This is a genomic window from Acinetobacter sp. CFCC 10889 (assembly GCF_003268395.1).
In the GTDB taxonomy this organism is placed as follows: Bacteria; Pseudomonadota; Gammaproteobacteria; order Pseudomonadales; family Moraxellaceae; genus Acinetobacter.
In genome coordinates this window covers 26891-42082 of record NZ_LQXQ01000036.1, presented here as the reverse complement: position 1 = coordinate 42082, position 15192 = coordinate 26891, and the positions used below count along the sequence as shown (strand labels likewise).

Genomic DNA, 15192 nt, shown 5'->3' with positions numbered 1-15192 from the left:
AACCTGACGGTTGAGGGTGTTTTTTTATGTGCGTATAGATTTTACTAGCGTATACAGAATAATATGGAAGTTAGCTATAATTACGTGATTAATTCACATGAATTGGAAATAAAATTTAAAGCATTAGACTAAAGATTTTTCAATTATTTACATATTTTTATGTTTGCAAGCTAACTAAAGTCTAATGTGTGAGGTTGATTTTTATAACTAACTGTTTATAAATAATTAAAATTTTTAATAAGTTACACTTTTCATATAATCTATGTGTTTTACTGATCTTTTTAATCATTCTAAGGTGACATTTTATACCAATAAGCAATTAGCATACCTTTTTGATATGTATTTATGCTTATAAGGTTTTAGACAAAAAATGAACAGCCATTCATTGTATATTAAAATTAAGTCTCACAATTGGAGGTGAGTAAAATGACAGCGCAAACAATGAATGTAAATGCTGTAGTGGATCATGCGAAGTTTAAATCATTCCATGTCAATATTATTCTTTGGTGTCTATTTATCGTTTTATTTGATGGATATGATTTAGCGATTAATGGGGTAGTTTTACCATTATTAATGAAAGAGTGGGGCATGACCGCTGTTCAAGCAGGAATGCTTGCCAGTACTGCATTAGCAGGGATGATGTTTGGTGCGATGTCATTTGGTATGCTCGCAGATAAAATCGGGCGTAAAAAAGTAATTTTAATTTGTGTTTCTTTATTTAGTTTTTTCACTTTTTTGGGTGGCTTTGCTTCAAATCCAACTGAATTTGGGATTTTACGTTTTATTGCAGGCTTAGGGATTGGTGGTGTTTTACCTAACCTTGTTGCATTAACAGCAGAATATGCACCACAACGCTTAAAAAGTACTTTAGTGACGACGATGTTTAGTGGTTATGCAGTGGGTGGAATTATGGCTGCATTATGTGGTACATGGTTTGCGGCTGATTTTGGTTGGCAAATTATGTTCTATATTGCAGGTATTCCATTATTATTTGTGCCATTATTTTGGAAATTTTTACCTGAGTCTTTAACCTTCTTAGTTAAAGCACAAAAAATGGATGAAGCACGTTATTTCTTAAAGAAAATTGAACCAACAGCACAAGTAACATCTGAAACACAATTGGTTTTATCATCAGATGATCAAACACAAACTGCTTCGGTGAAAGCTTTATTCTCTGAGAATCGTGCAGTCGGTACATTGTTATTTTGGGTTGCTTTCTTTATGTGCTTATTAATGCTTTATGCATTAGGCAGTTGGTTGCCAAAATTGATGATGGCAGCGGGTTATTCACTAGGCAGTAGTTTAATGTTCTTAATGGCACTGAATATTGGTGCTGTGATTGGTACTATTGGTGGTGGTGTTTTAGCAGATCGTTTTAATTTCAAACCTGTATTGATTGGTATGTTAATAGTGGGTGTTTGCTCATTGGTTGGACTTGGTTTTAATTCACCACAGCCTGTGATTTATCTTTTAGTAAGTTTAGCGGGTGCATCTTCTATTGGCTGTAGTATTTTACTTTATAGCTATGTTGCTCAATTTTACCCAGTTGCAGTACGTTCTACAGGGATTGGTTGGGCTTCAGCAATTGGGCGTACTGGTGCAATTGTAGGACCAATTTTGATTGGTTATTTACTCGGTTTAGAATTACCTCATAAATGGAATTTTATTGCGGTTGCAATTCCTGGTATTATTGGTGCGATTGCGATCTCATGTATTCGTATTAAAAAAGCTGAAAGTAAAATAGAAGTGAAAGCAGCTGCAGCAATTTCTACTAATTAAGCAAGATTAAATCATAAAAAACCTTGGTCAAATGCCAAGGTTTTTATTGCGGATTTAAAAGTTACAATGCATTTTTTAAATGAGTTTGGTGTTGTTTAACTTCTCGTGCATATTTTTTGCCTTGACGTTTCATTTTCCAACTAGACTGATAACCTGTAGGTCCAACATTATAATATGCTAATGCTTTCTTCCAATCGCCTGTAGATTGCTTATATTGGGCTAAAATATAGGTACCACAGTGAATATTGGTATGTTCATCAAATAAATCTCCCTGACAAGTTTGTTGCCAATATTTGGGTATGACTTGGGTAAGTCCAACAGCACCTGCAGGTGAAATGACATTGCTACGATAACTGGATTCTTGACGAATCATTGCTGCTAAAAGTAATGGGTCTACATCATATTGCTCAGCATTTTGTATAATCATTGGTGCAATACGTGTAGCTGTATTACTTTCTACAGCATATGCTTTTTGAATGCCCTGTGCTAATTTGGCTGAACGTTTTTCAATGGAACCTCGACCAAGCGTCGAACAACCTGCCATGATCAGTGTACTAGATAGGAGTACTAAACTTAGAAAACCTGAATATGAGGGTAAAATTTTTTTATCAAATTTAGAAAAATAAGTAGAAATCAATGAAGTACAACCAAAATAAAATATTTATCAAAGCTTAGGTAGCGTTGTACAGAGAGTCAATGCTGAATTTTTTAAGATTTGCAAAGGAATGTGAGTGGATGAATAAGAAAAAAGCCCAATCATCCTGATTGAGCTTTTTCGTATCGGTTGCTATAGGTATAACTCCTGTTGTACCTCACGTCCTGATGCTAAAACTTATTGTTGTTGTTTTTCGTTTTGGAAACTTCCTGTTCCCTATGTGTTATAGAATATGCAATTTTACGATCACTGCATAGCTGCAAATAGTCACAGTACGTGTAAGTGAAAGCTTACATGACTGTTTCATTATTCTAAAATCTTATACATTGCTGTATTGAATCAGTTTATTGGTTACGGATACGACAGCTTTATTGTCAAATTCATTTGCTTCAAAATGCTCAGTTTTATTACGATTGAAGATATCTCGTAATTGAATGATTGCATTGGCATCAACCATATCTAATGTCGTGCAGACTTGTTTGAGCTGTTCAATTGAAGAGATGCCATTATTTCCGCCATAACTGACAATACCAAAAGGTTTGGCTTTCCATTCTTTGCCTAGGTAATCAATAGCATTTTTCAGTACTGCGCTATAGCCGTGATTATATTCTGGGGAAATGAAAATGAAAGCATCGCCTTGAGCAATCTGATCCGCCCATTGTTGTTGCTTCGGTTGATCATAGATTCCTGAAGCAGGAGGGTGGGCACCTGCAAAAAATGGTAAATCCCATTCTTTAAGATCAATAATTTTAGTATTTAGAGTGCTGAAACCAAGTTGGGTAATTTCTTTCGATAACCATTCTGCAATTTTAATCGCAGTACGTCCTTCACGGATGCTGCCTACAATAATAAATATATTCATGTATTTCCTACTTTTATCATATTGTTGCTTTAAATTAGTCTGAAAAATTACTTTTGGATAGCAATAAATTGTATTTATTGAGTTTTTGTCTATAAAAAAGCTCCCGAAGGAGCTTTGGGTTTGATTAGATCGAAATTACATCAATTTTATACCTTGCTGACCTGCAGGAGTCACTTTGAAAATTTCGACTTCAAATGTAATATTTTTACCTGCCAATGGATGGTTAAAATCTACTTCAGTAATATCTTCACCAACAGTCTTTACTACACCAAATAAGCTTTGTTTGGCTTTGTCTTCAAATTCGATCATGTGACCTTCAACAGGACGTTGTTCAAATTTTACTGTGTCAAATTTTTGCACATTCTCAGGGTTCCAAGGCCCGAAAGCATCTTCTGGAAGAAGACTAACAGTACGTCGGTCACCTGCGCGCAGACCAAATAAAGCTTTTTCAAAACCAGGCAATAGGCTGCCATCACCCATGATCAGGCTGACAGGTTCTTCACGGCTACGGGTATTGTCAATTTCCACACCATTTTCAATGGCAACAGAAAAATGTAACTCTACTTTTGAGCCATCTGCTATGCGGGTTTCTTCATTGGGATTAATAATTTCGTCAGTCATTTTGCGCTTTCCGCATTTTGAATACGTTTCTTTTCTAAAAAGAAGGTATCAATTAACAATAAAATGGTGCCTAAAGTGATCGCACTGTCTGCAATATTAAAGATCGGGAAGTGGCTGTTGTTATAATATACATGTATAAAATCAACAACATAACCTAGTGAAACACGATCGATGAGATTGCCTATTGCACCACCTAAAATCAGGGCAATGGCAGCAGGTAAAACTGTAATCTTTTTCGGCATACGCATCAGCCAAAAAATAAAGATAATGGAAACAATCCCTGCCAAACCAGTAAAGAAATATTTTTGCCAACCACCAGCATTAGATAAAAAGCTGAAAGCTGCGCCATAATTATGTGCCAATGTCCAGTTTAAAAAGGGCAATACTGGGTTTTGCTCACCATATAACAACTTTGTGGTTGCAATATGCTTTGTCCATTGGTCAATTACAATGGCAAGGACAGAAAGTCCTAGCCAGAGTAAGTTATGCGGATAAAACTGGAATAAGCCCTTTTTATTCTGTGGATTAGGCATATTTTCTCTCTTCGCCTTGACCTGTAGGAAGGTTGATAATACAACGAGCACACAGTCCTGGATGTTCAAGATGTGTATTTACATCTGGAAGAACATGCCAGCAACGCGCACATTTTTCACCTTCAGCCGCAGACACTTGAACGCGTAAGCCTTCAAGATCAGTGGTTTCGCCTTGTGTAGCATCAAAGTCTTTTACAATCACGGTTGAAGTGATCAAGACAAAACGTAGTTCATCGCCCAATTGATCCAATACCGCTTTCAACTCAGGATTTGCCCAAAGTTCTACTTTGGCAGACAGGTTAGAACCGATCAGTTTGGCATTACGTGCCGCTTCGATTTGTTTGTTCACGGCTGATTTAACCGTGATCAAGGTTTGCCAATCTGCTTCTGAGATCAAATTCGCAGTTGATGCCACTGGAATGTCATACCATTCTGCAGTAAATACATATTTTTCAGACTGTTCTGGGATTAATGGCCATGCTTCTTGTGCAGTGAAGCTCAAGATTGGTGACATCCAACGTACAAAGGCTTGAACTAGATGATACAAGGCAGTTTGTGCAGAATGGCGCGCTTGCGAATCCGCTTTAGTCGTGTACTGGCGGTCTTTGATGATGTCTAAATAGAAACCACCTAAGTCATTGATACAGAAATTCGTCAAAGCATTGGTCACTATATGGAAGTTCATATCTTCATAAGCTTGCTGAATAGTTTTCTGTACATCAGCCGCACGTTGTAGGATGTATTGATCAAGCGCGATCAATTGATCTACAGGCAAGCAGTCTGTCGAAGGTTTGAAACCATTTAAGTTTGCTAATAAGAAACGTAAAGTATTACGGATACGACGATAACCATCAGACGCACGGCTAAAAATTTCTTTACCAGCCGTCATTTCATAACGATAGTCGGCAGAAGCAATCCAGAAACGTAAACCATCTGCGCCCATATCTTTGATGATGTCTTGAGGGGTGATGATATTCCCGATTGATTTAGACATCTTGCGACCTTTCTCATCCACCACGAAACCGTGAGTAAGAAGGGCTTTATATGGTGCACGTTTGTTAATCGCAATTGACGTCAACAATGATGATTGGAACCAACCACGATGCTGGTCTGAACCTTCAAGATACAAATCAGCAGGATCTTGCAATTCTTCACGTTCACGAAGTACTGCATAATGCGTTGTTCCAGAGTCGAACCATACGTCTAAAGTGTCACGTACTGCATTGTATTGTTCCGCATCTGCACCGATAAACTCAGACGCATCACGGTTATACCAACCATCAATCCCTTCTTGTTCGATCAATTTCGCAACTTCTTCGATCAATTCAGGGGTACGTGGATGCAATTCATTGGTGTCTTTATGCACGAAGAATGGGATTGGCACACCCCAAGTACGTTGACGTGAGATACACCAATCTGGACGACCTTCGATCATCGACTGAATACGGTTTTTACCCCAATCAGGGACAAAGCCGATCTCATTTTCAATGGCATTCAAAGCGTCTTGACGTAAACCTTTATTGTCCATGCTGATAAACCATTGTGGCGTTGCACGGAAAATAATAGGGGTTTTATGGCGCCAGCAGTGTGGGTAGCTGTGCATGATTGGCACATGCGCCCAAAGCTTGTTGCTTTCGCTCAATGCTGCAATGATTTGTGGATTGGCTTTGTAAATGTGTTCGCCTGCAAAAATCGGTGCAGTGGGTAAATAGACACCATTACCGCCTACAGGATTATCCACTTTCAAGTTGTACTGTAAGCCAACTTTATAATCGTCCACACCATGACCAGGCGCAGTATGTACCGCACCTGTACCACTGGTCGCGATGACGTGTTCACCTAAAATTACAGGCACTCGACGTTCAGCAAGCAAAGGATGTTGCAGTTTTAAATTCTCAAGTTTTGCACCGACAAAGTCCGCCAATACTTTTGGATTTTCAAGTTTGTAACGTTCACATGCAGACTCAACCAGATCTTTAGCCAAGATTAAGTTTTGTGTACCACGTTCAGTTTGAACTTCAACCAGCTGGTATTCAATTTCAGCGTGCAGGGCAACCGCTTGGTTCGCAGGCAGTGTCCAAGGTGTAGTCGTCCAGATCACAATGTCTGTAGGATTGGATACAGTCACACCGACTTTTTCTGATAGATCAGCAAGATCAACTACACCGAAACCGACATCAATTGCATCCGATTTTTTGTCTTTATAGTCGACTTCAGCTTCAGCCAATGAAGAACCACAGTCCAGACACCAGTTGACAGGTTTTAGACCTGGTTCGATATGACCTGCTTTGGCAATTTCACCCAATGAGCGAACGATATCCGCTTCTTGTTTGAAGTTCATGGTCAAATAAGGTTTGTCCCAATCACCAAATACGCCCATACGCACGAAATCTTTTTTCTGTAATTCGATTTGTGTGTTGGCATATTCACGGCAGGCTTTACGGAAAGTTGATGCATCAACTTTAACGCCCACTTTACCGACTTTTTCTTCGACTTTCAGTTCGATTGGAAGACCGTGACAGTCCCAACCTGGTACGTATGGTGCATCAAAACCATCCATGACACGGCTTTTAATGATGATATCTTTCAGGACTTTATTGACCGCATGACCCAAATGAATCTGACCGTTTGCATACGGAGGGCCGTCATGGAGCACATATTTTTTCTTGCCAATACGCGATGCACGAATCTGCTGATAAATGTTGTCGGCATACCACTCTTCCAACCATTTCGCTTCACGTACTGCGAGATTTGCTTTCATCGCAAATTCAGTACCTGGTAGATTCAGCGTAGATTTATAATCCACAGCATTTTCAGGAGTTTGCTTATCGCTCATGCAAGTTGTCTTCCAATATTATCAGCACCATTGCTGACGCGTTTTACAATAAAAAATCGGGTTTAAAAAGGAAATTTGGGGGTGTTTTTACGAAACTCAAGCAGTCGCTCGACATCATCATCAATCCCCGCCTGTAGCGCTTCAAGAGATGGGTAATTTAATTCACCATGTAAATAGTCGAGGAAAGTGACCCGCATTAACAGACCATACAGATTAGCAGAAACATCAGGAAAATGTACTTCTAATCGCCATTCGGGATGTTCTTGTTTAATCGCTGGGCGTGTCCCGACATGACCTGCACCATACAGTGCATTTTCTTGATAACCCTGAACGCCCAATTTAGCAGGATGATCTGCTTTGACTTTATCGGTCAATGACAGGGTTTCACACACCACATCCACACCATAAATGCCATTGAGACATGGACGATGACGTCCCATACGTACATTAATGGTCGGAAAATTCAGCGTGCGCCCAATTTGATCGCCATATTGCACACGACCCGTCATGCTATAAGGACGACCCAATAATTTTGCAGCCAGTGATAAATCACCTGCTTGTAAGACTTGGCGAATACGGGTCGAACTGACACGTTCACCATTAAAATCAACGGTATTTAAGTTGGTGACAGCAAAGCCATATTGTTTTAAAAATTCGCTGTTGCCTTGGCGGTTTTTTCCAAAATGAAAATCATCGCCCAATACCAAGCTTTGTGCATTCAGTTGATTTTTCAGTAAATCAGCAAATTCTTCAGCACTTAAACTACGGAATTGATTGTCAAATTTGGCAATCGCAATATAGTCCACACCCAGCTCAGTTAAATATTCTACTTTTTCTCTGAGTGACGTAATACGTGGCGGTGCTTCATAGCCTTTAAAGAACTCTAAAGGTTGAGGCTCAAAAATCATCACCAAGGTTTTTAAATTTTGTGTTTTGGCAACATCTTTCAGTTGCGAAACCATGGCTTGATGTCCCAAATGGACACCATCAAAATTGCCGATCGTCACTGCGGTCGGTGGCAATTGAAAATTCGGTGCTAAGGCATTTAGACGTAACAGCTGCATGATTTCAAAATAAGCTTAAAATTTGAAAGGTATATATTGCCATATTCTCACAGTTTCGTCTTTGTTGTTGTGTTTTTATCCAGAAAAAATTATTGATAATTTATTTTATATCAGAAAAATTGATTCATTTTATAAAAACAAATCAATTTTATTTATTAGTAGTGGCTTTTATAATCAATTTATCTGCTGAAATGAGGATGAAGCGATGCAAAAGCCATTTTATCAACTTGCACAAAACCGTGATGTGATTCGTCAGTTTACTCCGAATTGGTTCACCATGACTATGGGTACAGGTGTGGTTGCCTTGATCATATCTGAATTTCCTTTTGCGCATGAGTTATTTTGGGCATTAGGTACAGGTTTGTGGCAATTCAATACACTATTATTCTGTGCGTTTAGTTTGCTCTATATTTTACGTTGGCTGATTTATCCTCATGAAGCACGGCAGATTTTTTCTCATTCAAGTATGGCACTGTTTTTAGGTGCAATTCCGATGGGACTCGCAACAGTGATTAATGGCTTTTTAAAATATGGTATTGCGCTTTATGGTGATGTTGCGGTGCAAATTGCGCAAAGCTTGTGGTATCTCGATGTGATTTTGGCTGTACTGATCGGAATCATCGTGCCATTTTTCATGTTCAGTCAGCAAAAGCACGAATTGCAGACCATGACTGCGATGTGGTTATTGCCAATCGTTGCATGTGAAGTTGCAGCAACTTCAGGCGGTTTATTGTTGGCACATTTACCTGCGGGACAGGAAGCGGTTGGGATTCTATTCGCCAGTTATGTGTTGTGGGGCATGTCTGTACTGCCTGCCTTTGGAATTTTGAGCATTTTGATGTTGCGTCTGGCTTTGCACCAATTACCAAGTAAAGAATTGGCGATCACAGGTTGGTTGGCTTTAGGACCGATTGGTACAGGAGCTTTGGCATTGTTGGTTTTAGGGGCACAAGCGCCACAGGTTTTAGCTTTTATTCAGATGCAGCAATTGGGGGTGTTCTTCCAAAATGCAGGCATCATGGCAAGCTTTATCTTACTTGGTTTTGGGATTTGGTGGTTTGCCATCGCGATTTTAACCACACTGAAACATGCTGCCAAAGATTTACCATTTAACCTCGGTTGGTGGGGTTTAACTTTCCCATTGGGTGTCTTCACTTTGGCGGTGTTGAATTTAGGTTATCAAATCCATGTCAATTTTATTGTCGATGCAGGCTTGGCATTTGCAGCAATCTTGATGTTACTTTGGGTGATGGTGATGGCGAAAACCGTGAAAGGCATGTATCAAGGACACCTATTCTTTTCACCATGTTTAAAGGCGTTGTTGGAGAGAGAACAGGCTTAGTGGTTGATTAGCAAGTTATTTAAAAGGAATCTAAAAGTTATTTAGATGATTTAAAAATATCAAAGCCCTTAGTTCGTAGAATTAGGTAATGCTGATCAGTTAAGCAAAATTATTTGAAAAATTCCTAAAATCTCCCCTCTTGCGTAGCCTCGCTACTTATCTTTGAAAAAGAGGGGGAACTTCTTGCAACTAAAATGATTTTCAGTAATGAAAAGCCCCCTCCTTTGGAAAAGGTGAGGAACATGTTCCGCAAGGGGAGGATTCAAAAAACCTTAACTGACTGGCATTAGTAGAATTAGGGGCTTTTTATTGGCTGAAATATATTGTATTTTTGGGTAGTTGTTTTTTAATTTTAAAATAAAAAAGCAGCCTTTCAGCTGCTCAAAAAATTAACGTTATTATTTTAAAATTATTCTGATTTGTCTTTTAAACTAAAGAACCAGTTCAAGATCAAGGCTGCAAAGGTTGCAGTTCCAATGCCACCTAAATTGAAATCGCCGAACTGAAGTGCAAAGTCACCTGTACCTAAAATGATGGTCACTGCAGCAACCATCAAGTTTTTATTCTTGGAAAAATCAACTTTATTTTCGATCCAAATCTTCGCACCCGCAATGGTAATTAAACCAAAGACCACAATCGAAGCACCTGTCAGAATCGCGGTTGGAATGGTGTGAATGATTGCCCCAAACTTTGGAGAAAATCCTAAGAAAATCGCAAAAACACCTGCAATTACGAAAACAATGGTTGAGTAAACACGGGTGACTGCCATGACACCAATGTTCTCACCATAGGTGGTCATACCGGGTGCACCAACACCGCCTGACAGTGTGGTTGCAATACCATCAGCAACAAAGGCTTTACCAATGTGTGGGTCAAGATTTTCACCTGTCATGGCACTGACAGCTTTGATGTGGCCTAAGTTTTCAGCTACTAAAATTAAGGCAATCGGGGCAATAATCAGCATGGCATTGACATCAAAAACAGGTGCGTGGAAAGTTGGTGTACCAAACCAAGCCGCTTCCTGAATCGGTGCAAAGTTAATCGGTGTACCATTGCCCATGACATTGGCAACGATAAAATAGATCAAATATGCTGACAATAAACCGACCAAAAGCAATAAACGTTGTAATAAACCTTTGGTAAATACCGCAATTGAACCCATGCACAGCACAGTCACCAACGCCATCCACATATTAAAGTTATTGCCTGCAACACCTTTGACCGTGACGGGTGCAAGGTTTAAACCGATGATCATCACGACAGCACCTGTGACCACAGGTGGCATCAGTTTCTCGATCCATTTTGTGCCTGTTGCCATGACAATAAAACCGAAAATGGCATATAAAATACCACATGCCATAATCCCGCCTGCTGCATGGGCGATGTTGACATTCGGTGCACCTGTACCTGATGCAGCATAACCTGTTGCTGCAATCACCACGCCAATAAAGGCAAAGCTTGAACCCAAATAACTTGGAACTCGACCACCTGTGATGATAAAAAATAGAATAGTACAAATCCCTGACATTAAAATCGCAAGGTTTGGATCAAAACCCATTAAAAATGGCGCAAGTACGGTTGCACCAAACATGGCGAATGCATGCTGAATGCCGAGTACAGCGCTTTGGGCAGGGGGGAGATATTCATTGGTGCCGACAGGGCGGGCATCAATATTGCCGTCATAAGGACGCCATTTTGGAAACCAATTGGACATAAAATGAGCGCTCAAAAATCAAATTGTGCATATCATACGCTTTCTTTTATTGAAGTTTCATCTATTAAGTAAAATTAAAGGCTTGCTATTATTCAGCTTTATTTTTAAATTTTACCAATTGGTATAAATATAAAATATTGTATATAAATAAAATCAATGCATTAAAGTCTTTGCTTATTTTCAATGATAAAAAATATGCTTTTTTGCAATTGCTTTTATTTTTGCAATAAAAAAGGAGATGCGAACATCTCCTCAAAATGCAAATCGCAATAATTAACCTGTATTACGTAAACCTGCGGCAATCCCTGCAATACTCACCATTAAGGCATGATCAACAGGGGTATGTTCTGCTTGCTTTTCCGCCAAATATGCACGGCGGCGTTTCATCAGTTCCGCTTGTAATAAATGTAATGGCAATAAATACGGCTTACGCACTTTCATGGCTTGATCAAGTACATCATTGGAGCTTAAAAGTTTTGATTCACCTTTCATGGCTAATAAAGTTTGTACCGCATCATGTAAGCGTTGACGTAATTCAGCACCGAGTACTTTTAAATCTTCATCATCAGTCAAATGTGATTCATAGTACAAAGCAATATTGGAATCGGCTTTAGACAGTACCATTTCCAACATATCAATCAAGGTTTGGAAATATGGCCATTCTGCCAACATTTCATCCAACAGATTTTTATGTCCTTGATCAATCACTTGGTTAATTGCAGCACCTGTACCGAGCCATGCAGGCAGCATCAGACGGATTTGTGTCCATGCAAAGACCCAAGGAATAGCACGTAGAGATTCAATTCCACCGCTGACTTTACGTTTTGCAGGACGTGAGCCAAGCGGTAACATTTGCAGTTCAAGTTCAGGTGTGACAGTACGGAGATATTTTACAAAATGCGGATTTTCACGCACGGTTTGACGATAAACCTGTACTGATAAATCGGTCATGGTATGCATCAAATCACGCCACGCTTGTTTGGGTACAGGCGGTGGTAATAAGGTTGCTTCAAGTGTTGCAGCAGCGTAAATTTCCAAATTCTGTAAGGCAATTTCTTCCAAGCCGAATTTAAAGCGAATCATTTCACCTTGTTCAGTGACACGAATTGCCCCTGAAATCGACCCCGGTGGTTGTGAGAATAATGCTTGCTGTGTTGGCGCACCACCACGGCTGATCGAACCGCCACGACCATGGAACAAGGTCAATTGAACGCCGTGTTGTTGTGCGACTGCTGTCAGTTCTTCTTGCGCACGATACTGTGCCCAATTGGCTGACATAAAGCCTGCATCTTTGGCAGAGTCTGAGTAACCGATCATGACTTCATGTTTGCCTTGAATATGCTGTTTATACCAATGCATATTGAACAAAGTGCTCATGGTACTTGCAGCGCTGTCCAAATCTTTCAAGGTTTCAAACAATGGCACCACACGTAATGGATGTTCGATGCCTGCTTCTTTTTGCAATAACAGCACTGCCAACACATCACTTGGATATTCCGCCATGGAAATGATATATGCACCTAAGCTTTCTTTGGGCTGTTCTGCCAAAGTACGCATGGTCGCAAACACTTCTTGCACATCAGGATGCTGAATCAGGCTACCCACAGGTTCATTTAAATGTTTGGGCAATAATGGACGCTTGCTTTGTAATTCTTGAATCAAGAAGTTTTGGCGGGCTTGCTCAGTCCACGTTTCAAAATTACCAAGCCCTAAATATTCAGTAATCGCTGAAATCGCTTGGCGATGACGACCTGATTCCTGACGAATATCAAGTTTAAGCAGTTCAATGCCGAAACAATTCACACGGTAAATAAAGTCGAGCAATTTACCATTGGCAATTTCAGGTAAATTACTGTCGATCAATGAACGGTAGCAGAGTAGTAGCGGCTGTAATAATTCATCTTTATGGCGAATGATCAGACTGCGGTCGACATCGGAATGTTGCCCTTGCAGTTTGCTTGCCAACCATTGACGTGTTGCTTTTAAGCGTGTGCGGGTGGCACGTAAATATTCACGATACGGCTCAGGATGCTCACCACCCAATGCTTGTTTGAGTTCATCTGAGCATGCTGCGATGGACAATTCCCAACGTAAATCTTCAATATCACGCACATATAAGTCGGTGGCTTTCCAACGAGAGAGCCATAACACTTCTTGGGTAATGTTATGGGTGACGTTTGGATTACCGTCACGGTCACCGCCCATCCATGAAGCAAAGCGAATCGGGGAAATGTCCAAAGGCAAGGCTTTGTCACAATTTTCCTGTACCAAATCATCAAGTTCTCGGATGAATTTGGGTACAGCATTCCACAAGGTTTGCTCAATGGTGGTGAAGCCCCATTTTGCTTCATCAACAGGGGTCGGACGATGTTGACGAATTTCATCGGTCTGCCATGCAGAACAAATCAATTGTTTTAAGTCGGCTAAAACGTCTGTACGTTGTTTTGGGGTGAGTTTTTGTTGATCAAATTTGGACAGGCAATCATTAATGCCATCATACTTTTGAATCAAGGTACGGCGACTGACTTCAGTTGGATGCGCCGTAAGTACCAATTCAATGCTCAGTTCACAGACTTGTTGATACAGTTGTGCTGCACTGATGTTTTTACTTTTAAATTGTTCAAAGAGTGGCACAAGGACATTCGGAGACGGTTCATTTTCATCAAATTCACTTTGGCGGCGACTGCGCACCACATGATATTGCTCAGCAATATTGGAGAAGTTTAGAAAATGTGAAAATGCACGGGTCAGTGGCAAAATTTCATCATCTTTGAGGTTGAGAAAAAGTTGTTCGAGTTGTTTTTCTGCTTCAACTTGACCATCACGTGCACCTTTGGCTAAGGCACGAATTTGCTCAATTTGATTAAACAAATCTTGTCCCGCTTGTTCTTTTAGCGTTTCACCTAAAAGATTACCGAGTAAACGTACATCTTCACGCAGTGGAGCATTAATTTGTTGAATCATTGCTGTTCTCCAGTTCTTATCCTTATGACTATAACTTGCTATGCTGACATTCCAAGTACACCCCTACAAAAGTAGAAAAGCAGTCGGCTATTTCAACAGCAATTTATCCCGTTAAAAATAGTATGCCGTAAAAAAACCAGAAGTATTATTTAGAAATACAATACATTCACACAGGGTTATAGCGTAAAAGGAATAAATCCATACTGTCTTGAATGATCAAATGTTTTTCCTGTGCATCAGGTGAGGGGCGAATACCAAGTAAAACTTCGTGATGACGAATCCCCAATAACAACGACAAAATTAGATCAGTTTGTTTTCCAATTTCATCAGGTCGAATAAATTTAAAGGTCATCGCTTGTTGAAAAAAATCTTGCCAAACATCATACATACGTTGGTGTGATGCATTATAAAATTGCAGAGCGAGCGGATTTTTTTCAGCAGCCAGTTCTAATAATAAATGATCGAGTTTAATGGCTTCAGGTAAATAAATAATATTGATTGCCAATTCACAGGCTTGATAAAAGCAGGCTTTGAAATCGCTATGCGTATTTAAACAAAGTGGTCGGGCATTGATAGATTCTTCACAAGTTTCTTCGATGGCGCAGGTAAATAAATTTTCTTTGTCTTGGAAATGATTATACACCGTGAGTTTGGTCACACCTGCGGTTTTGGCGATTTGATTCATGCTTGAACCATGATAGCCATGTAATAGAAACAAAGCCTTGGCTGCTTCCAAAATTTGTTTGCGTTTTTCTAAGTCCTTTGGACGACCTACATGTGTTTGCACTAAATTTTCCAAAAAAAAGTCAATAGGGTCATTTA

At 39.7% G+C, this 15192-nt stretch carries 11 protein-coding genes; 2 read left to right on the top strand and 9 right to left on the bottom strand.

Features of this window, described 5'->3' with window-relative positions:
• Nucleotides 1-426: 426 nt before the first annotated feature.
• Nucleotides 427-1779 (top strand): MFS transporter, encoded by a 1353-nt coding sequence (locus AVJ19_RS13855; RefSeq protein WP_111860263.1) that lies wholly within the window; start codon nt 427-429, stop codon nt 1777-1779.
• Between the two features lie 61 nt (nt 1780-1840).
• Here AVJ19_RS13855 and AVJ19_RS13850 read toward each other — a convergent pair whose 3' ends face one another.
• The 6 genes from AVJ19_RS13850 to ribF all read right to left on the bottom strand — a co-directional run bounded on the left by AVJ19_RS13850 (nt 1841) and on the right by ribF (nt 8350).
• Complete coding sequence (locus AVJ19_RS13850) at nt 1841-2323, bottom strand: lytic transglycosylase domain-containing protein (RefSeq protein ID WP_111860267.1); 483 nt, start codon at nt 2321-2323, stop codon at nt 1841-1843.
• 430 nt (nt 2324-2753) lie between these two features.
• Entirely contained in the window at nt 2754-3296 is a 543-nt protein-coding gene (locus AVJ19_RS13845) for an NADPH-dependent FMN reductase (protein ID WP_111860262.1), read from the bottom strand.
• Nucleotides 3297-3431: 135 nt separating this feature from the next.
• Nucleotides 3432-3917, bottom strand: a complete 486-nt coding sequence (locus tag AVJ19_RS13840; protein ID WP_111860261.1) for an FKBP-type peptidyl-prolyl cis-trans isomerase — start codon at nt 3915-3917, stop codon at nt 3432-3434.
• Nucleotides 3914-4450 (bottom strand): signal peptidase II, encoded by a 537-nt coding sequence (lspA, locus tag AVJ19_RS13835; protein ID WP_111860260.1) that lies wholly within the window; start codon nt 4448-4450, stop codon nt 3914-3916. The genes AVJ19_RS13840 and lspA overlap by 4 nt, the downstream gene beginning before the upstream one ends.
• Nucleotides 4443-7286 (bottom strand): isoleucine--tRNA ligase, encoded by a 2844-nt coding sequence (gene ileS, locus AVJ19_RS13830; RefSeq protein ID WP_111860259.1) that lies wholly within the window; start codon nt 7284-7286, stop codon nt 4443-4445. Before ileS ends, lspA begins: the two co-directional genes overlap by 8 nt.
• A gap of 62 nt (nt 7287-7348) precedes the next feature.
• Complete coding sequence (ribF, locus tag AVJ19_RS13825) at nt 7349-8350, bottom strand: riboflavin biosynthesis protein RibF (RefSeq protein ID WP_111860258.1); 1002 nt, start codon at nt 8348-8350, stop codon at nt 7349-7351.
• Nucleotides 8351-8555: 205 nt separating this feature from the next.
• Here ribF and AVJ19_RS13820 point away from each other — a divergent pair, with 205 nt between their 5' ends.
• Entirely contained in the window at nt 8556-9692 is a 1137-nt protein-coding gene (locus tag AVJ19_RS13820; protein WP_111860257.1) for a TDT family transporter, read from the top strand.
• Nucleotides 9693-10101: 409 nt separating this feature from the next.
• On the opposite strand, the gene AVJ19_RS13815 is transcribed toward AVJ19_RS13820, so the two are convergent.
• The 3 genes from AVJ19_RS13815 to AVJ19_RS13805 all read right to left on the bottom strand — a co-directional run bounded on the left by AVJ19_RS13815 (nt 10102) and on the right by AVJ19_RS13805 (nt 15157).
• The gene (locus AVJ19_RS13815) at nt 10102-11406 is read right to left on the bottom strand and encodes a solute carrier family 23 protein (protein WP_111860256.1); all 1305 of its coding nucleotides are present in this window, start codon (nt 11404-11406) and stop codon (nt 10102-10104) included.
• A gap of 273 nt (nt 11407-11679) precedes the next feature.
• Nucleotides 11680-14370: a phosphoenolpyruvate carboxylase gene (gene ppc / locus AVJ19_RS13810; RefSeq protein ID WP_111860255.1), complete on the bottom strand. Its 2691-nt coding sequence runs from the start codon at nt 14368-14370 to the stop codon at nt 11680-11682.
• A 166-nt stretch (nt 14371-14536) separates the two neighbouring features.
• The gene (locus AVJ19_RS13805; RefSeq protein WP_111860266.1) at nt 14537-15157 is read right to left on the bottom strand and encodes a TetR/AcrR family transcriptional regulator; all 621 of its coding nucleotides are present in this window, start codon (nt 15155-15157) and stop codon (nt 14537-14539) included.
• Between the last annotated feature and the right edge of the window lie 35 nt (nt 15158-15192).

Excerpts from the sequence above, each read along its gene's own strand:
- lspA (WP_111860260.1), bottom strand. The coding sequence starts at position 4,450 with ATGCCTAATCCACAGAATAAAAAGGGCTTATTCCAGTTTTATCCGCAT.
- AVJ19_RS13815 (WP_111860256.1), bottom strand. The coding sequence starts at position 11,406 with ATGTCCAATTGGTTTCCAAAATGGCGTCCTTATGACGGCAATATTGAT.
- AVJ19_RS13855 (WP_111860263.1), top strand. The coding sequence starts at position 427 with ATGACAGCGCAAACAATGAATGTAAATGCTGTAGTGGATCATGCGAAG.
- AVJ19_RS13840 (WP_111860261.1), bottom strand. The coding sequence starts at position 3,917 with ATGACTGACGAAATTATTAATCCCAATGAAGAAACCCGCATAGCAGAT.
- ribF (WP_111860258.1), bottom strand. The coding sequence starts at position 8,350 with ATGCAGCTGTTACGTCTAAATGCCTTAGCACCGAATTTTCAATTGCCA.
- AVJ19_RS13850 (WP_111860267.1), bottom strand. The coding sequence starts at position 2,323 with ATGGCAGGTTGTTCGACGCTTGGTCGAGGTTCCATTGAAAAACGTTCA.
- ppc (WP_111860255.1), bottom strand. The coding sequence starts at position 14,370 with ATGATTCAACAAATTAATGCTCCACTGCGTGAAGATGTACGTTTACTC.
- AVJ19_RS13820 (WP_111860257.1), top strand. The coding sequence starts at position 8,556 with ATGCAAAAGCCATTTTATCAACTTGCACAAAACCGTGATGTGATTCGT.
- AVJ19_RS13845 (WP_111860262.1), bottom strand. The coding sequence starts at position 3,296 with ATGAATATATTTATTATTGTAGGCAGCATCCGTGAAGGACGTACTGCG.
- ileS (WP_111860259.1), bottom strand. The coding sequence starts at position 7,286 with ATGAGCGATAAGCAAACTCCTGAAAATGCTGTGGATTATAAATCTACG.